This window comes from Planktothrix agardhii (genome assembly GCF_904830935.1).
Lineage (GTDB): Bacteria > Cyanobacteriota > Cyanobacteriia > Cyanobacteriales > Microcoleaceae > Planktothrix > Planktothrix agardhii.
This window is the reverse complement of sequence record NZ_LR882952.1, coordinates 612,611-630,427: the sequence shown is the minus strand read 5'-3', so window position 1 is coordinate 630,427 and position 17,817 is coordinate 612,611. Positions and strand designations below refer to the sequence as shown.

The following is a 17,817-nucleotide window of genomic DNA, read 5'->3' as shown; positions in this document are numbered from 1 at the left end:
AGTTTCAGATGGACAACGGAATTAGGCGTAAAGATGCTCAATGGGAACTCCCCGCTCTTTAGCTACATCCGCGAGGGTGCGTAATGATTGCAAAGCGTCAATGGTGGCTCTGGCATTATTCAGAGGATTACTAGAACCCAGTTGTTTAGCCAAGATATTCCGAACACCAGCCAGTTCTAAAACGGTACGGACGGCTCCGCCAGCAATTACCCCCGTCCCAGGAGATGCAGGACGCATCATCACCTGAGCGCCTCCCCCTGCCCCGTTGATGGGATGGGGAATAGAATTGGATTTGGTTAAAGGAACCTCGACCACGTTTTTGCGACCGTCGGCAACGCCTTTTTTAACGGCCCCAATTACATCGGCAGCTTTACCGACACCGACACCGACTTGACCTTTTTCATTCCCGACGATGACTACAGCCCGAAAGCTGAGTTTTTTACCGCCTTTTACCACCTTAGTGACACGACGGATTTGTACAACCCGTTCTTGCCACTCGACTTCTTTTTCTTTGGTGCGGCTACCTTTTTTGTTGTTGCGCCGCTGTTGCTGCTGCTCTGCCATAGTTTTAATATCCTGAACAACGTTAATTTCAGTGATCAGTCATCAGTAATCAGTAATCAGTTAGGTCGTTGCCGTTATTCATGGTTGATTAACAATAACTTCTATTTTATTTGATTGACTGTTTACTGTTTACTGCTTACTATTAGAAGTCTAATCCAGCTTCTCGGGCTGCATCAGCTAGGGCTTTAACGCGACCGTGATAGATATATCCACCCCGATCAAATACCACTTTTTTGATGCCTTTAGCCACAGCCCGTTCAGCAATTAATTGACCGATTTTGACAGAGGCATCACAGGTTGCCCCGGATGAATCTGCGGATTTGAAATCAGGTTCCACGGTAGAGGCTGCAACTAATGTTTGATGTTTTGTATCATCAATCACCTGCACATAAATGTGATGATTGGAGCGAAACACTGCTAATCTAGGCCGTTCAGAGGTTCCAAAGACCTTGACTCGAACTCTCCGATGACGACGATCCCGGGATTCTTGACGAGTTAATTTCATAGTTTATTTTTTCCCACCCTTACCAGTTTTACCAGCTTTACGTCTGACCACTTCGCCTTGATAACGAATGCCTTTGCCTTTATAGGGTTCCGGGGGACGCACGGCACGAACCTTGGCGGCCATATTACCGACAATTTCTTTGTCAATCCCGCTAATAATCACGTTAGTGTTGTTTTCAACAGCAACGCGAATACCTTCTGGGGGAATCATTTCCACGGGTTTGCTATAACCGACGTTTAACACTAGGTTTGTACCTTGGACTGCGGCTCGATAACCGACCCCTTGGATTTCCAAACGACGTTCAAAGCCATTAGAAACCCCTTCAACCATATTAAAAACAAGGGTTCGACAGAGACCATGACGTTGACGAGCGGTACGAGATTCGGAAGCCCGTTTGACGTTAACGGTTTCTCCGTCCTGTTCCACCACAACTTCAGGGGGAAGCACACGGGAGAGTTCACCCTTGGGGCCTTTAACTATAACCTGTTGACCATTAATGGTTAGGGTGACCTGCTTAGGTACAGAAATTGGACGTTTACCAATTCTAGACATAGTTATTTATTTCAATTCTCGAATAGAAAAGGGTTGGATTAGTTCTAATCGCGCTTGCTTCAATGTTCACCGAGACACAGAGACAAAACATAAGGCTTTGAAACCCCTAAACCCGAAGTCTGACAAGCGATAAACGAACTTTTTACCAAATGTAGCAAAGCACTTCACCGCCGACACCTTGACGTCGGGCTTCTCGGTCAGTCATGACACCAGAAGACGTAGAAATAATTGCTACGCCAATGCCACCTAAGACGCGAGGGAGTTCTTTACGGTTGCGATAGACTCGCAAACCCGGTCGGCTAACTCGCTGTAATTTCTGAATGGTTGGAGCTTTGGTTTTAGAGTTGTACTTGAGAGAGACCACCAAGTATTTTTTAATGCCTTCGCCTGTTTCCTCAAAGTCTGCAATAAAGCCCTCTTGTTTGAGAACTTGGGCTATACTACGAGTCATTCTTGTAGAAGGAATTTGTGTAGTTTGATGCCGCGCCATGCAAGAATTGCGAATGCGCGTCAACATATCCGCAATAGTATCGTTTGCCGCCATAGTTTCCTCGTTACTTTACTACACACCGCTTTCCCGAAAAGGCATTCCCATTTCTTTGAGCAGGGCTCGCCCTTCTTCATCGGTTTTTGCCGTGGTGACAATTGAAATATCTAAGCCTCGAATTTGATCAATACTGTCATAGCTGATTTCAGGAAAGATCAGTTGTTCTCGGACACCCAAACTGTAGTTACCTCGACCATCAAAACTTTTTCCACTCACACCCCGAAAGTCACGAATCCGAGGTAGGGATAAGTTGATCAGTCGATCTAAGAAAGCATACATCCGTTCTGAACGCAGGGTCACCATCACACCAACGGGCATTCCTTTGCGAACTTTGAATCCAGCAATGGCTTTTGTGGCTCTTGTGACCACGGGTTTTTGTCCGGTAATCACAGCCAATTCATTCAGGGAGGACTCTAACGCTTTAGCATTTTGAGACGCTTCACCTAAACCTCGGTTGATTGTGACTTTAATAATCTTAGGAACCTGATGGATGTTCTCATATTGGAACTGCTCCATCATTTTGGGGACGATTTTGTCCAAGTAGACAGTCTTGAGTTTAGCTACCATAGTGAGTTGCTCTTTATAAATCCTGGGCTTTGTCAGGATAGTTGACAATTGGAATTACGAATTACGAATGGGTAATAGGTAATGAGTAATGGGTAATAGGTAATAGGTTTTGGGTTTTGAATTTCCTGTTCCGGTGTTCCGGTGTTCCCTCTTCCCTCTTTAATCAATAATTTCACCCGTTTTTTTCAGCATTCTCACCTTACGTCCGTCTTCGGTAAAGGTGTAACACACCCGACTGGCAACGTTTTCTTTAGTGGAATACAGCATCACATTAGAACTGTGAACTGGGGCTTCAAAAGTCGTAATCTGACCGGATTCTCCCTCTTGACGAGGTTTAACGTGCTTGGTTCTCACGTTGACATCCTTAACAACGACTTTACTGGCCTTGGGAAGAACCCGAAGAATTTCTCCGACTTTTCCTCGATCGCTACCCGTAATTACCTGCACGGTATCGCCTTTTTTAACGTGCATTTTATAGCGTTTGGGTTTATTAGATGTGGTTTTTTTGGACATTACAGAACCTCCGGTGCAAGAGAAACAATTTTCGTGAAATTCTTATCCCGTAGTTCCCGAGCCACAGGGCCAAATACACGAGTGCCTCTGGGATTACCGTCTGCGTTGATAATCACAGCCGCATTGTCATCAAACCGAATGCTCATGCCACTATCTCGACGTAAACTATGACGAGTACGGACGATTACAGCCCGAACTACATCGGATCTTTTCACCGCCATATTGGGAATAGCATCTTTGACAACGGCAATGATTACATCACCGATTCCGCCATAGCGACAGTTACCACCCTTTAAAACGCGAATACACATTAATTTTCGCGCACCGCTATTGTCAGCAACATTGAGAATTGTTTGGACTTGAATCATGATCTTATTTTTTCGTTCTCAAGTAATAACCAAATCCCTACAGATTGGTTTTGTCATTACCGCCTAGAATTTCGACCACATTCCAGCGTTTTGTTTTGCTTAAAGGGCGAGTTTCGGCAATGCGAACCCGATCTCCTTCTTGACATTGGTTGTTTTCGTCGTGGGCTTTATATCGTTTAGTTTTAACGACAATTTTGCCGTATTTAGGATGGGGAGAACGGTTTTCTACCGTTACAACCACTGTTTTATCCATTTTGTTACTAACGACCAAGCCAACTCTTTCTTTTACTGCCATAGTGCAAATCTCTCCAAAATCAGTTATTAGTTATCAGTCATCAGTCATCAGTCATCATCAGTTAACAGTGATTAGTTGGCAGTTATTAGTTAACTGTTATTAGGAATCAGTTATTAGTCAATAAGCCAACAGTTGATTAACTCTTAAACTGATAACTCTTAAACTGACAACTGATCACTGGTAACTGATGACTGATTACTGATTTGGCGTTCCCGTTCCACCGTCTTTAATTGGGCTAAACGATGGCGCGTGTGCTTAAACTCGTGGGGTTTTTCTAAACGCCCGGTGGCTTTAAGTAACCGCAAGTTAGCCAATTGTTTTTTGATCTCCAAGATTTGCTGAGACAGTTCTTCATCATTTAACTGTCGGGCTTCTTCGATTTTTGGAAAAGACATAACAAAGTCCTGTGGGATTGACAGTTAACCGTTAACGGTTAACAGCACTTTTATTGAGCTTCTTCGTCAACGGGACGGGCAATAAATTTGGTTTTAATCGGCAATTTAAACGCCGCTAACCGCATCGCTTCCCGGGCAATTTCTTCGGTAACTCCGGCAATTTCAAATAATACTCGACCGGGTTTAACCACAGCCACCCAATACTCAGGAGCACCTTTACCAGAACCCATCCGGGTTTCAGCGGCTCTCATGGTTACGGGCTTATCGGGGAAAATCCGAATCCAAATCTTTCCACCCCGACGAATATAGCGAGTCATGGCTCGACGGGCTGCTTCGATTTGGCGAGAGGTAATCCAACAGGGTTCTAAAGCTTGCAGTGCGAAATCACCGAAATTTAGATCATTACCCCGGGTCGCTTGACCTCTCATGCGACCACGCTGTTGTTTGCGGAATTTTGTTCTTCTGGGACTTAACATGATCGAATCCGATAATCAGTATTCACCTATCCGCATTATCAGTTATCAGTAAATAGATAACAGACAACAATCTTTTTATCCTTCGTTAGAACGGTCGTCATATTTTTGACGACGAGGTTGACGATTCCGACGGGGTTGACTGGTCGGAGAATTCGCTAATTCCTCTTGTCCTGGGATAATTTCGCCCTTAAAAACCCAAACTTTAACGCCGAGAATGCCGTAGATTGTCAGCGCCGTGCAGTAGGCGTAGTCAATATCAGCGCGGAGGGTATGCAAAGGTACTCTCCCTTCCCGAGTCCATTCAGTCCGAGCGATTTCTGCCCCATTTAACCGACCACTGACCTGAATTTTGATGCCTTCAATTCCGGCTTTCTGTGCCCGAGTAATGGCTTGACGGACTACACGACGGAAGGAAACCCGTTTTTCTAGTTGTTGGGCGATATACTCGGCAATTAAGGTGGCGTCCGCATCAACTTTGGCAACTTCCACCACGTTGATCCGAATTTGGCGATTATTGCCGAGTTTTTTCTGGAGGCCCACACGCAGGGTTTCAATTCCTGCCCCCCCACGACCTACGACCACACCCGGTCTGGCGGTATGAATTTCTAGGTCAACTTGATCGGCTTTGCGTTCAATTCTGACTTTGGAAATTCCGGCATTGTTCAATTCCTTGCGAACATACTCCCGAATTGTATGGTCTTCTTGTAACAGTTCGGGATACTGTTTGGAATCGGCAAACCAACGAGATCGATGTTCTTGGGTAATTCCTAACCGAAACCCAATAGGATTAATTTTTTGTCCCATGTTTCAATTCTTTTTTAGAAAAGAGTTTAGAATGTCCTACTCGCGCTTTTTGCTGATTACTGTTCCCTACTCCGTGGCTGGAGCTACGGCAACCACAATATGACAAGTCGGCTTTCTAATTTGGTAGGCACGACCCTGGGCGCGAGGTCTAAACCGTTTAATGGTTGGCCCTTGATCGGCGTAAGCCTGGGAAATCACTAAACTGGCAGGATCTAAACCAGAATTGTGTTCTGCGTTAGCAACCGCAGAGCGTAAAACTTTGAGAATTGGCTCACAAGACCGATAGGGCATGAATTCCAAAATAATCAAGGCTTCACGGTAGGATCGTCCTCGAATCTGATCCAGGACTCGTCTTACTTTATGAGGTGACATCCGAATGTAACGAGCGATCGCCTTCACCTCGGCGCTAGTATCTATAGCCATAGTTCATCATGTCAGTCATTATGTATCCGCATCATCAGTTACCAGTGAAATAATATCGACTGTTAACTTTTAACGGCGGGCTTTTTTGTCACTTTTGGCGTGGCCTCGGAAAGTACGAGTTGGAGCAAATTCTCCTAATTTATGACCGACCATTTGCTCCGTCAGAAACACGGGAACGTGTTGTCTACCGTTATGGACAGCGATCGTATGACCCACCATTTGAGGAATAATCGTCGATGCTCTTGACCAGGTTTTAATCACCTGTTTTTCTCCTTTGGCATTGAGTTTTTCAACTTTGCTCAGGAGATGATCCGCCACAAAAGGGCCTTTTTTAAGTGAACGAGACATAGTTAATTTATTAACCGTTAAGGTGTCAAGGTTTTGCAGTGTTGACTGTTGACCGAAGGAACTGTCAACCGCCAACTGACAACCCGATTAAGTTTGCCGTCCACCTTTACCCCGTTTCGAGGACTTCCGACGACGACGAACAATCAAAGCGGTACTGCGTTTTTTCTTGTTCCGAGTCTTCGCACCTAGGGCGGGTTTACCCCAAGGAGTAACAGGGCCAGAACGACCGATAGGAGCGCGTCCTTCACCACCACCATGGGGGTGATCCACCGGGTTCATGACACTACCGCGAACTTCAGGACGACGACCTTTCCAACGCTTACGACCGGCTTTCCCGATACTGATGTTGCGAGCATCAATATTACCAACCTGTCCAATGGTGGCGTAGCACTTAGCTGGGATTTTGCGTTGTTCCCCCGAAGGTAACTTCAGGGTCACATAGTCCCCTTCTTTCGCTAGGACTTGGGCTGTAGTCCCGGCGGCTCGAACGATTTGTCCCCCTTTACCGGGAATCAACTCGACGTTATGCACGTCTGTCCCTAACGGAATTTTCGATAAGGGCAGGGCATTCCCGATCTCGATCGGAGCTTCTGGGCCAGAAACAATCATGGTTCCGACTTTGAGTCCTAACGGATGCAGGATGTAACGCTTTTCGCCATCGGTGTAATACACCAGGGCAATTCGAGCATTGCGGTTGGGATCGTACTCAATCTCCGCGACTTTAGCGAGGATTTCGTGCTTATCCCGACGAAAATCAACAATTCGATACAGCTTTTTGTGTCCGCCACCCCGATGACGGCAGGTAATCACGCCTCGGTTGTTTCTTCCCTTGTCCCGGTGTTTGGAAGTTGTTAAGGAACGTTCCGGTTCAGAGCGGGTAATTTCTGCAAAGTCGGAAACAGTGTGTTGGCGAGTACCGGGAGTATAGGGTCGGTATGAACGAATTCCCATTATGTAATCCTTACTAATCAGTAATCAGTAATCAGTCATCAGTTATCAGTTATCAGTCAAGAAAAAATGCAAGATTTAATGTTTAATTCTTACAATATTTACTGTTTACTGATTACCAACAACTGACTCTACACCCCTGGGAACAAGACTTTCCGCAAAGGCTCCCCATCCTCTAGGGTAATAATTGCCCGTTTGTAGCCTGTTTTAAATCCCACAAATTTACCGACCCGACGACGTTTACGAGGCGGAATATGGGTATTAACAGCTTTGACTTTCACGGGGAATAACAGTTCAATAGCTTGTTTGATCATCGGCTTAGTTGCGTGCCGATCAACATCAAAGGTGAACTGATTGATTTCCATTAACCTCGTGGCTTTTTCTGTGACAATCGGACGCTTCACCAAATCAATCAGATCGCCGGGATCATGTTGCATCTCCGTAAACCTCCTGAATTTTGGCTAGGGCAGCAGCAGTTGTTACAATTGTGTCAGCAGCTAGGACGTCATAAACGTTTAAGCTATCGGACAAGCACATTCTCAATCTAGGAATATTGCGACCGGACAGATAAATATTCGGTTGTTTCTCTGACAGTACCAAGAGGACTTTTGAATCGGGTTCAATTCCCCAACGGGTCATCGCCGATACTAGATCTTTGGTTTTCGGCTGAGAAAACTGATCTGCAAAGTCTTCTACCACAATTAAATCCTCAGCCCGGCTTTGAAAGGCGGTGCGTAGGGCTAACTGTCTTTCTTTGCGATTCATTTTCTGGGAATAGTCCCTGGGTTTTGGCCCAAAGATCACCCCGCCCCCTCGCCATAGGGGAGAACGAATAGAACCGGCTCTAGCGCGACCTGTGCCTTTTTGACGCCAAGGTTTGCGACCGCCCCCCCGAACTTCCGCACGGGTTTTGGTGCAAGCTGTGCCTTGACGAGCATTGGCTAGTTGCCGGACTACGGCTCTATGAACAATATGACTGGCATTTTCGGGGGATGCGACTTTCAGATCAAGGGTTGCTTGTCCAACGCTTTCACCCTGCCAATTTCGGACTACACAATCAACCATAGTTATCTCCTTGACTACTTACCACCGACGATATTAGCTGGGGCGATGCTTAACAAACCACCGGGCTTGCCAGGAACCGCTCCTTTGACTAACAGGAGGTTACGTTCAGGATCGATACGCACAACGATTAATTTGCGTGTGGTCACTTGGCTGGCTCCATAATGTCCGGCCATGCGTTTTCCAGGGTAAACACGGCCAGGAGTGGTTCCAGGGCCGATCGAACCGGGTTGACGATGGTTTTTGGAACCGTGGGCCATGGGGCCTCGTTTGAAGTTATGCCGTTTTTGATAACCGGAGAAGCCACGACCCATACTGGTTCCACTGACATCCACCAGTTGTCCCTGGGTGAAAATATCAGCTTTGAGTTGTTGGCCTAATTGAAAAGATTCGGGTTCGCTGACCCGATATTCTTTCAGGTGACGTACACAGGTGCCGCCGGATTTGGCTAAATGTCCTTGTTCCGCATTGCTGAGATACTTATTGACCTCTTTGTCGGGAGTTTTTTTTGTATTAAGCTTGCGTTTGTTATCAGGAACTTCACCGTATCCTAGTTGGATAGCTGTGTAGCCGTCGGTTTGTTTGGTTTTAATCTGGGTCACGATGCAAGGCCCAGCTTGAATGACGGTGACAGGAATAGCTTTCCCGCTTTCCGCTTCAAAGATTTGGGTCATACCGACCTTTGTGCCGAGGATACCTACAGACACTTAAACTAGCCTCTCTTTTCTAAGCATTACAAATAAGATTCGGATCGACTTTAAGGAAGAATCCGCTTGCAACAGATGAACAAGACATTTGCTAAAATGGCTTGTAGATGTTTAAACACGCCAAGGTCATCTCCTACCGTTTAAGCAGGATAAACCCTGGGGAATTTAGAACAGTTTCAGGCTATTAACAAGTTCTAAGCTGTTTGCAAATCGAGGATTGCCCTCAATAATGCACTTATGTCGCCCGGACTTGAGCAGCAAGCTACTCAGTATCCTTTGCTGATGTATCTCAAACCCTCTGCAGATCTCTTGGCTCGCGCCGAATTTGTTTAGAGTTTAAGGTCAGTCGGTTGCTGTTTCCTTGCGGATTCGGCTTAACTGCTCTACTCCTAACTCCTGACTTCTTTGGGGTGAACACCGTTAACGCGATGTCCTCACAGCCTCTGAAATTTGGTATTTTAGAAGCTAACAGTATTTGACCGATTAGCGACAATTTTTAATTGTAGGGTAATTTTAACAATCTGTCAATAACCCATTGGGATTCTGATCAAAATTGTGTCAAAATATCTCAAGCAGAGATTGAGCAAGATGCAGTTAAGAGGTTAATCACCAAGTTATGGCACTGATTACAACAGGAAGCAAGCTGATTAGAGATTTGGAAACATACAAGGCATTAGGAATGTATGTTCCCCTGGAAGGGGGGTTTGAAGGACGGTATCGTCGTCGGTTGCGGGCGAATGGATATACAACCTATAACCTATCTGCACGGGGTTTAGGAGATTTATCGGCTTATTTAACCGGGGTGCATGGGGTTCGTCCTGCTCATTTAGGTAAAAAAAGCAGTGGGAATGAAGCGGCTGTTGGGGATGTTTATTATGTTCCTCCGATTTTAAATACCCAGTTAGAGCAACTTCCACCCAAATCGAAAGGTTTAGTGCTGTGGATTATTGAAGGTCATATTTTGTCGAGTCAAGAGATAACGTTTCTAACTCAGCTACCCCAACAAGAACCTCGGGTCAAATTGGTGGTGGAAATGGGTGGAGCGCGAGTCGTCCAATGGACACCGCTCAAGGATGTAAATGTTGCGGCTTGAACACTGTTATTAATTTTGAGGTTGATTTTAAGCCGAATGAGTTGGGTAAATACCCAACTTAATTTTTTTAACAAAAACCATCTGATTAATCAATTAAAAGATGATTCTAAAACGCTGATTCTTGTGTCACCATAGAAAGTGTGAACAATTATGATTCTCCTTTAACAGCTTTACAACAAGGTAACTGGTTCAAACTCATTTGCGGAGCCAGTTATCAACATTTGCCTGCGATCCGAAATTTAACCTTAGCCTACACCTTAGCCGGGGCGGACTGTATTGATGTGGCGGCTGACCCGGCGGTGATTACAGTGGCTCAGGAAGCCTTAAACCGGGCTGAATTTCTCGGTGAACAGGCCCAAACCCTGGGATTTGGCTATCGCTATCGTCCGTGGTTAATGGTGAGCTTGAATGATGGTGAAGATCCGCATTTTCGGAAGGCGCAGTTTGAGGCGACCGTTTGTCCTGAAAGTTGTTGGCGACCCTGTGAAACGGTTTGTCCTACGGGAGCGATCGCATTTTCCCCCCTAAAATCTGGTGTCATAGATGAACTATGCTATGGCTGCGGACGCTGTATTTCCATCTGTCCAGTGGATTTGATTGATGCTCGGTCTTATGTTTTTCGCCCCGATCAGATTGCTCCCCTGGTATTACAAACTGGGATAGATGCCTTAGAAATTCATACCCAAGTGGGACGGGAAAAAGACTTTCAACGACTCTGGAATAGTATCCAACCCTATTTGGAAAAACTCAAACTGGTGGCAATTAGCTGCCCGGATGGGGAGGGGGTAGTCAACTATCTGAAAACCTTATCTGAAATGATCCTACCCCTGAATTGTCCCTTAATTTGGCAAACCGATGGCCGACCGATGAGTGGGGATATTGGGGCGGGGACAACCTTGGCAAGTGTGAAACTGTGCCAAAAAATTTTGGCGGCAAATTTACCTGGATATGTACAGCTTGCGGGTGGCACAAACGATTATACTGTAGCCAAGCTCAAATCCCTTGGGCTTTTACAGTCAACAGTTATAGATGATCCTGTGCTTAACCCCGTTTTTCCAAATCCTGATCAACAAACTCAGACCATTGGTGGAAAACAGTTAAGGTCAGTTAATTATGGTCATCGGGTGGCGGGTGTTGGATATGGTAGCTATGCCCGTGTTCTGTTGTCACCCCTGTTGGAACAGTTGGAATCCCGATCCACGACCGAACCTCAAAGGGATAGTTTTCAACGGCAGGAAACCTTCATTGAAGGATCTCAACCTTTGAGTCAGAAGAAGACGCTTTCTTCCGTCGAGACGCGCCCTAGCCTATCTGTACTGGAAGCTAACCCGGAGTTGCTCTGGCAAGTGGTCGGTAAAGCCTCAACCCTTGTCTCCCAAATTAAATCAGTTATCGGCGATCATTAATCAGTTATCGGTGAATAAAATAAAAAGTTTTGCTGATAAAAAATTCATAAATGACTGCTGAAATCATAACTGATTCATCATTGATAACTGATAGCTATTTACTGATAAATGATAAGAGTATGCAAATTACAGACGACCTGAACAAATTACTCTCCATTGTTCCTGATGAGATTCGGCAGAATTTGCAACAGCATCCCCAACGAGATAGTCTGATTGAGATTGTGATGGATTTGGGGCGTCTTCCAGAGGCTCGTTTTCCGTCCAAAGCCGAATATCTCTCGACTATCCCTGTCTCCTTGGACGATCTGGAACATTGTATTGTGCAGATTGGGGAATTTAGCGGGGATAACCGGGCTGGGATTGAGCAAACTTTACATCGAATTAGCGCAATTCGCAACCGGACGGGAAAGGTGATTGGTTTAACCTGTCGGGTGGGTCGAGCCATCTTTGGTAAGATTGGCATGATTCGAGATTTGGTGGAAACGGGTCAATCGCTCCTTTTGCTGGGTCGTCCAGGAGTGGGAAAAACCACGGCATTGCGAGAAATTACCCGTGTGTTAGCGGATGAACTGGAAAAACGAGTAGTCATTATTGATACCTCTAACGAAATTGCTGGGGATGGAGATATCCCCCATCCTGCCATTGGCCGGGCGCGTCGGATGCAGGTGGCTCGTCCTGAACTGCAACATCAAGTCATGATTGAGGCGGTGGAGAACCATATGCCAGAGGTGATTGTGATTGATGAAATTGGCACAGAACTGGAGGCTTTAGCGGCGCGAACCATTGCCGAACGGGGGGTACAGTTGATTGGTACAGCCCACGGTAATCGGATTGAAAACTTGATGAAAAACCCCACCCTTGCCGATTTGATTGGGGGAATTCAAGCGGTGACTTTAGGGGATGAGGAAGCTCGACGTCGGGGTTCTCAAAAGACGGTATTGGAGCGTAAAGCCCCTCCGACCTTTGATGTGGCGGTGGAAATGTTGGAACAGCAACGGTGGGTTGTACATGAATCTGTAGCGACTACGATTGATCATCTGTTACGCGGAATGCAGCCGATTTTGCAAATCAGAACTATGAATGATGCGGGTGAAGTTGAAGTTTTTGAAGAACGATATACTCCCGTTAACCCCATTACCAGTCCTAAACGCTCAACGATGAAATCCCGGGAACCTGCGGCTACAATGCCTGTTGTTCGGGGGTTGCGAGGTTCAGGGAAAATGATGCCTTTACCTGTGGAAAATACGGCGTCAGAATCTCAATATTTTGAACAACTACTGGAACAGTCTTTTTCTGGGGTTATCCCTGGTGTTCCCGATGAGGAATTTACCTTAATTCATAAACTAGGGGAAGGTTCACCGTTAAGTATTTATCCCTATGGGGTTCCTCGTCATCAAATTGAACAGGTGATCCAAATGTTATCTTTACCGGTGATTTTGACTAAGGATATTGATAGTGCGGATGTGGTGTTAGCGTTGCGATCGCATATTAGAAATCAATCCAAAATCCGCCATGTTGCTAAAACTCGTCAAGTTCCGATTCATACGATAAAATCACCGAACAACCCTCAAATTGCCCGTGCCCTACGACGTCTGTTACAAATGGAAGATCCCAGTACCCCAGAAATTGCGGATTTGAATTTGTTTGTGGCCAGTGGTTCTTCTGATGAAATCGAAGCCTTGGAAGAGGCCCGTTTAGCGGTGGAACAAATTGTGATTCCTAAAGGACAACCTGTGGAATTACTGCCTCGGTCTTCCCAAGTCAGAAAAATGCAGCATGAATTAGTAGAACATTATCGTCTGAAATCCAATAGTTTTGGGGAAGAACCAAACCGTCGTTTAAGAATTTATCCCGCCTAAGTCAGTGATCAGTCATCAGTCATCAGTTAACAGTTAACAGTTATTAGTTGGCAGTTATTAGTTGGCAGTTATTAGTTAATAACTGATAACTCTTGAACGGATAACTGATGACTGTTAACCGATGACTGATTTTGATTAACTCTTAAACTGATAACTGATGACTGTTAACTGATAACTGATTATTATATGGAACCAGCACTAATCGAACTTTTTATTAAGCTGATTACAAGTCAAACCGGGTTATTTATTCGTTTGCAGGACTACGGTGTACTGGCTGAAAAAATAAAGATCAGAGTTAAATCTTTAAAACTGCCTCATCCTCAATTTTATTTAGATTTATTAAGTACCGATAGTTCCCAAAGTCGAGAGGAATGGAAACAATTAATTCCTTTAATTACAACCATTGAAAGTTATTTTTTTAGAGATCAAGGTCAAATTAATCTCTTACGAACTGTAGTTTTACCAGATTTAATTGCATCGCGGCAAGACACCAAAAGTTTAACTCTTTGGAGTGCGGGTTGTTCGACGGGGGAAGAACCCTATACCCTGTCTATTTTACTTCAACAGTTAATCCCAGACTGGGGAAGTTGGAATCTTCAGATTCTAGGAACTGATGTGAATGAGGAAGCCTTAAAAAAAGCCACTCAAGGCTTATACACCGCTTGGTCTTTCCGTATGGTTGACTTAGAACTGAGAAATAGATACTTTATGCAACAAGGAGAAGATTGGAAAATCAATTCGTTGACTCAGAATTCTGTTAAATTTTTTAATTTGAATTTAGTTAAAGATTCCTATTGTCATCCTAATTATAACCCGATTCAAGATGTGGATTTAATTATTTGTCGGAATGTTTTTGTTTATTTTGAAAAAGACTATATTAATCAAGTAATTTATAAGTTTTTTAATGTTTTAAAACCAAGAGGTTATTTAATTACAGGTCATGCTGAATTACAAGGTATAGAAAATATTGAAAAATTTCAAGCAAAAATTCATCCTGAATCCATGATTTATCAACGACCTATTGATTTATTGAAAGAACCCTTGACTATTACCAAAAAATCAATTATTAATATAGATAATTGTTGGAATAATCTATTATATTCTTCCCAGAAATATCAGGAGCCATACCCTAAAACCAACCAGGTTGCGAATCATCAAGCTGAAAATTTAAAGTTATCTCAAAAAAGCCTAGAAGAAGCAAAAAGATATTTTAAAAATAAACAGTATTCAGCCGCCATTCAAAAAGCTGAACAATTTCTTCAAACTTATAACTATTATGTAAAAAATCTGGATTTGACCATCACAGAAAAAAAAGAAAGAAATGAAAATCGCCACCTAAAATCCGAAACTAAATTTGATGCTTATTATTTATTGGCACAAGCATGGGCAAATTTAGGAAAATATGAACAAGCTATATCTTACTGTAAAAAAGCGATTGAAATAGATTCTTTATCTATATTACCTTATTATTTACTGTTACATATCGCTCAAGAACAGGAGGATTTAGTTGGAGCAAAGTCATTATCCAAAAGAATTATTTATCTGCTTCCCTCATCGATTCCAGCCTATCTGGAACTCGCATCGATTTATGAAAGAGAAGGAGATCATACCCGATCAGCTAAAATGTATGGTAACGCTTTAGCTCTCCTCAAATCCTTACCTCCAACCATGGGGATTGAACATTTGGAAGGAGTTACGGCTCAAGATTTAATTGTTTTTTTAGAAAATAAACATTTAGCTATTGACTGTTGACTATTGGCTGTTTACTGTTTACTGATAACTGTTTACTGATAACTGAATTATGGCTTATTTAATTTTTACACTGAAGTCGATGTGTTATGCAATTATGGCTTCTGTAGTTGAAGAAATTTTTTTCCTGCCCGAATTAACACCAATTCCCGCCGCCCCTGCTGATTTAGTGGGTTTAATTAATTTGCGGGGAGAGTTACTTCCCATCATTGATTTAACTATTCGATTAGGGTATCCTGAGCCGAATTATACTGTATCAGATAGCGTAATTATTTTAAGATTTAATAACATTAGATTAGGAATTATTGTCACTCAAGTTTCTGAAGTGAAAATGATTACTAGCGATGCCATTAAAACTGAATTAGCTTATAAATTTCAACAGGAATTTAATCAGGTTCACCCTTCCTATTATCTTCAAGGTGTGGCTCAAGTTGATGAACATTTGGTCATGATTTTAAATCCAGAAACCCTGATTCAATATATTAGTCACTCTCTCCCAGATTTTAATTTAGAGAGAATAAATCTCGAAAATCATCAACCCCATCTCCAAGGAGAGTCCTCCAAACAACACACCCACCAGAAAGTACAAAATTATATTTTCTCTCCCGATGCAACCCCAGAAGAACGGATAATTTTTCAAGAACGAGCTAAAAATTTAAGATGTTCCATTGATAACCAAGATTTTACTGGGTTAGTTGCTTTGGCTGTGATCAGTTTAAATGGAGAATATTTCGGGGTTAACCTAGAAATTATCCGAGAATTTACAGACATTCATAATATTACACCGATTCCTTGTACTCCTCCCCATATTGTTGGAAATATGAATTTACGCGGGGAAATATTAACTTTAGTGAATATTCGGAGCCTCGTGAATTTACCTTTACAAGCCTCTCAAGTATTATCTAAGGCTATGATTGTTAAAATTAATGATATTGTTGCCGGAATCATTGTAGAAGCAATTTTTGATGTAATATACTTAAAAGAATCCGAGATTAAAACTATTCCTACCGCGGTTCATCTCAAACAGGATGAATACTTACAGGGGACAGCTTTTTATCAAGACAAAATGATGAGCATTCTGAATGTGGCAAAAATTATGACTCAAGGAGAATTATTTGTTGATCAAGAGGTTTAATCCCAGGTAAGATAGATTTCATGAATTTTGTAATCAACCATCAAAAATTATATGTTTAACAATTTCAAATTAAGAGAGAGGTTACTCTTAGGATATAGCATACCCGTGTTTTTATTTATGGGATTAACCGCATTGGTTTATAGCAATATTAATCAAGTATCTAATACTTTCAAAGAGGCAGAAAGGGTTCAAGAGGTAATTTTAAAAGTCAATGTTATGGAACGTGGTGCTCAAGGGATGGTTCGGAGTTTAAGGGGATATTTAGCTCTAAAAAATCAAGATTTTTTAACGGAATATAATTCCGGTTTAGTTCTTTATCGGGAAGCGGCTAAAACATTGGAATCCTTGGTTTATCGTCCAGAGCAAAAACAACGGTTACAAAAACTTGATAACTTAGTGAATGAATATGATCAAATGGCACAACAAGTTTTTATCCTAGTCAATCGAGGAAAATTATCTGAAGCCATTGAAAAAGCTCGCATTGCAACTCAATATGTGATCGATTTTGATCGAATTAGCGATGAATTTTCGACAACAGAAGCTAGTCTTTTAACTCAGGAAACAACTAAAGCAAAAGAATCATTGAACGGATTATTAACAACGCTCGTGTTTGGAGCTTTGCTAATTTTGGTTACGGTGATTATTATTGCCCTATTAATTGCGGTTAATATTAGTGGAACCATTCATCAAGCCACACAAGTTATCGCCACTTCTTCCACCGAAATTGCTGCTACCCTTGCAGAACAAGAACGAACAGCAAATCAACAAGCGAGTTCTGTTCATGAAACTACAACAACTATGGATGAATTGAGTGCTTCCTCTGGGTCAACGGCGGAACAAGCCGAGTCAGCTACATATCAAGCTAGACAGGTTTTAGGATTAACAGAAGGGGGAAAACAAGCGGTCAATAGTACCTTAGAAGGGATGGAAAATCTTCAACAAAAAGTTGAAGTGATTGCCCAACAAATTATTCGTTTAAGTGAACAAACAAACCAAATTGGGAATATTTCTGAATTGGTCAGTGATTTAGCAAATCAAACCAATATGTTAGCTCTGAATGCTGCTGTGGAAGCAGTTAGAGCCGGAGAACATGGCAAAGGATTTGCAGTTGTCGCCACGGAAATCAGAAAATTAGCGGATGAAAGTAAAAAATCTGCCTTCAGAATTAATACCCTGGTTGCTGATATTTTAACTTCAATTAATTCAACGGTAATGGCAACGGAAGAAGGGACAAAAACTGTTATATCTAATGCAGAACTCACCCGGGAAACCGCAGATACTTTTGCTGTGGTTGCGGAAGCGGTGAATAATGTGGTCTTGAATAATCAGCAAATTTCCCTTAATGTTAAGCAACAAGCGATCGCCATTGGACAGGTTTTAGAGGCGATGAATGTTTTAAGTCAGGGGGTTGGAGAAACCGCTAATGGATTAAATCAAGCTAAAATAGGAATGGAAAAATTGAATGAAGTCGCGTTAAATCTAAACTCAATTGTTTAATATA

General features: G+C 43.0%; 23 protein-coding genes. 6 read left to right on the top strand and 17 right to left on the bottom strand.

Features of this window, described 5'->3' with window-relative positions:
* Positions 1-21: 21 nt before the first annotated feature.
* From rpsE to rplC, 17 genes are all read right to left on the bottom strand, one after another.
* Positions 22-564 (bottom strand): 30S ribosomal protein S5, encoded by a 543-nt coding sequence (gene rpsE / locus NMG88_RS02860; RefSeq protein WP_026793862.1) that lies wholly within the window; start codon positions 562-564, stop codon positions 22-24.
* A gap of 142 nt (positions 565-706) precedes the next feature.
* Positions 707-1,069 (bottom strand): 50S ribosomal protein L18, encoded by a 363-nt coding sequence (gene rplR / locus NMG88_RS02855; RefSeq protein WP_026786890.1) that lies wholly within the window; start codon positions 1,067-1,069, stop codon positions 707-709.
* A gap of 3 nt (positions 1,070-1,072) precedes the next feature.
* A complete protein-coding gene (gene rplF / locus NMG88_RS02850) occupies positions 1,073-1,621 on the bottom strand; it encodes a 50S ribosomal protein L6 (protein WP_026797653.1) in 549 nt (182 codons plus the stop codon).
* A 142-nt stretch (positions 1,622-1,763) separates the two neighbouring features.
* On the bottom strand, positions 1,764-2,165 hold the full coding sequence (gene rpsH / locus NMG88_RS02845; protein ID WP_026793861.1) for a 30S ribosomal protein S8: 402 nt from the start codon (positions 2,163-2,165) through the stop codon (positions 1,764-1,766).
* 18 nt (positions 2,166-2,183) lie between these two features.
* On the bottom strand, positions 2,184-2,735 hold the full coding sequence (rplE, locus tag NMG88_RS02840) for a 50S ribosomal protein L5 (protein WP_026786893.1): 552 nt from the start codon (positions 2,733-2,735) through the stop codon (positions 2,184-2,186).
* A gap of 159 nt (positions 2,736-2,894) precedes the next feature.
* Positions 2,895-3,248, bottom strand: coding sequence for a 50S ribosomal protein L24 (gene rplX, locus NMG88_RS02835; RefSeq protein ID WP_042151669.1), 354 nt, complete (start codon positions 3,246-3,248; stop codon positions 2,895-2,897).
* Positions 3,248-3,616, bottom strand: a complete 369-nt coding sequence (rplN, locus tag NMG88_RS02830) for a 50S ribosomal protein L14 (protein ID WP_026786895.1) — start codon at positions 3,614-3,616, stop codon at positions 3,248-3,250. Before rplN ends, rplX begins: the two co-directional genes overlap by 1 nt.
* Positions 3,617-3,653: 37 nt before the next feature.
* A complete protein-coding gene (gene rpsQ, locus NMG88_RS02825; RefSeq protein ID WP_042151665.1) occupies positions 3,654-3,911 on the bottom strand; it encodes a 30S ribosomal protein S17 in 258 nt (85 codons plus the stop codon).
* 158 nt (positions 3,912-4,069) lie between these two features.
* Positions 4,070-4,306 carry a 50S ribosomal protein L29 gene (rpmC, locus tag NMG88_RS02820; RefSeq protein WP_026793859.1) on the bottom strand — a complete coding sequence of 79 codons (237 nt, stop codon included), beginning with the start codon at positions 4,304-4,306 and terminating at the stop codon, positions 4,070-4,072.
* Positions 4,307-4,356: 50 nt separating this feature from the next.
* On the bottom strand, positions 4,357-4,782 hold the full coding sequence (rplP, locus tag NMG88_RS02815; RefSeq protein WP_026786898.1) for a 50S ribosomal protein L16: 426 nt from the start codon (positions 4,780-4,782) through the stop codon (positions 4,357-4,359).
* Between the two features lie 75 nt (positions 4,783-4,857).
* Positions 4,858-5,586, bottom strand: a complete 729-nt coding sequence (gene rpsC / locus NMG88_RS02810; RefSeq protein ID WP_042151662.1) for a 30S ribosomal protein S3 — start codon at positions 5,584-5,586, stop codon at positions 4,858-4,860.
* Positions 5,587-5,652: 66 nt separating this feature from the next.
* Positions 5,653-6,009: a 50S ribosomal protein L22 gene (gene rplV, locus NMG88_RS02805; protein WP_026786900.1), complete on the bottom strand. Its 357-nt coding sequence runs from the start codon at positions 6,007-6,009 to the stop codon at positions 5,653-5,655.
* A 69-nt stretch (positions 6,010-6,078) separates the two neighbouring features.
* Positions 6,079-6,357, bottom strand: a complete 279-nt coding sequence (gene rpsS, locus NMG88_RS02800; protein ID WP_026786901.1) for a 30S ribosomal protein S19 — start codon at positions 6,355-6,357, stop codon at positions 6,079-6,081.
* Between the two features lie 87 nt (positions 6,358-6,444).
* Positions 6,445-7,308 (bottom strand): 50S ribosomal protein L2, encoded by an 864-nt coding sequence (rplB, locus tag NMG88_RS02795; protein WP_042151659.1) that lies wholly within the window; start codon positions 7,306-7,308, stop codon positions 6,445-6,447.
* A gap of 128 nt (positions 7,309-7,436) precedes the next feature.
* Complete coding sequence (locus NMG88_RS02790) at positions 7,437-7,742, bottom strand: 50S ribosomal protein L23 (protein ID WP_026786903.1); 306 nt, start codon at positions 7,740-7,742, stop codon at positions 7,437-7,439.
* Entirely contained in the window at positions 7,732-8,370 is a 639-nt protein-coding gene (rplD, locus tag NMG88_RS02785) for a 50S ribosomal protein L4 (RefSeq protein WP_042151656.1), read from the bottom strand. The genes NMG88_RS02790 and rplD overlap by 11 nt, the downstream gene beginning before the upstream one ends.
* Positions 8,371-8,384: 14 nt before the next feature.
* Positions 8,385-9,074, bottom strand: a complete 690-nt coding sequence (gene rplC / locus NMG88_RS02780; protein ID WP_026797651.1) for a 50S ribosomal protein L3 — start codon at positions 9,072-9,074, stop codon at positions 8,385-8,387.
* 616 nt (positions 9,075-9,690) lie between these two features.
* Here rplC and ndhN point away from each other — a divergent pair.
* The 6 genes from ndhN to NMG88_RS02750 all read left to right on the top strand — a co-directional run bounded on the left by ndhN (position 9,691) and on the right by NMG88_RS02750 (position 17,813).
* Positions 9,691-10,167: an NAD(P)H-quinone oxidoreductase subunit N gene (gene ndhN, locus NMG88_RS02775; protein ID WP_026786906.1), complete on the top strand. Its 477-nt coding sequence runs from the start codon at positions 9,691-9,693 to the stop codon at positions 10,165-10,167.
* A gap of 140 nt (positions 10,168-10,307) precedes the next feature.
* Entirely contained in the window at positions 10,308-11,573 is a 1,266-nt protein-coding gene (ldpA, locus tag NMG88_RS02770) for a circadian clock protein LdpA (protein ID WP_042151653.1), read from the top strand.
* A 119-nt stretch (positions 11,574-11,692) separates the two neighbouring features.
* Complete coding sequence (locus NMG88_RS02765; RefSeq protein WP_227350033.1) at positions 11,693-13,432, top strand: R3H domain-containing nucleic acid-binding protein; 1,740 nt, start codon at positions 11,693-11,695, stop codon at positions 13,430-13,432.
* Between the two features lie 186 nt (positions 13,433-13,618).
* Positions 13,619-15,184, top strand: a complete 1,566-nt coding sequence (locus NMG88_RS02760) for a CheR family methyltransferase (protein ID WP_235750951.1) — start codon at positions 13,619-13,621, stop codon at positions 15,182-15,184.
* A gap of 49 nt (positions 15,185-15,233) precedes the next feature.
* Positions 15,234-16,316, top strand: coding sequence for a chemotaxis protein CheW (locus NMG88_RS02755; RefSeq protein WP_227350031.1), 1,083 nt, complete (start codon positions 15,234-15,236; stop codon positions 16,314-16,316).
* A gap of 51 nt (positions 16,317-16,367) precedes the next feature.
* On the top strand, positions 16,368-17,813 hold the full coding sequence (locus NMG88_RS02750; RefSeq protein ID WP_227350030.1) for a methyl-accepting chemotaxis protein: 1,446 nt from the start codon (positions 16,368-16,370) through the stop codon (positions 17,811-17,813).
* Positions 17,814-17,817: the final 4 nt, after the last annotated feature.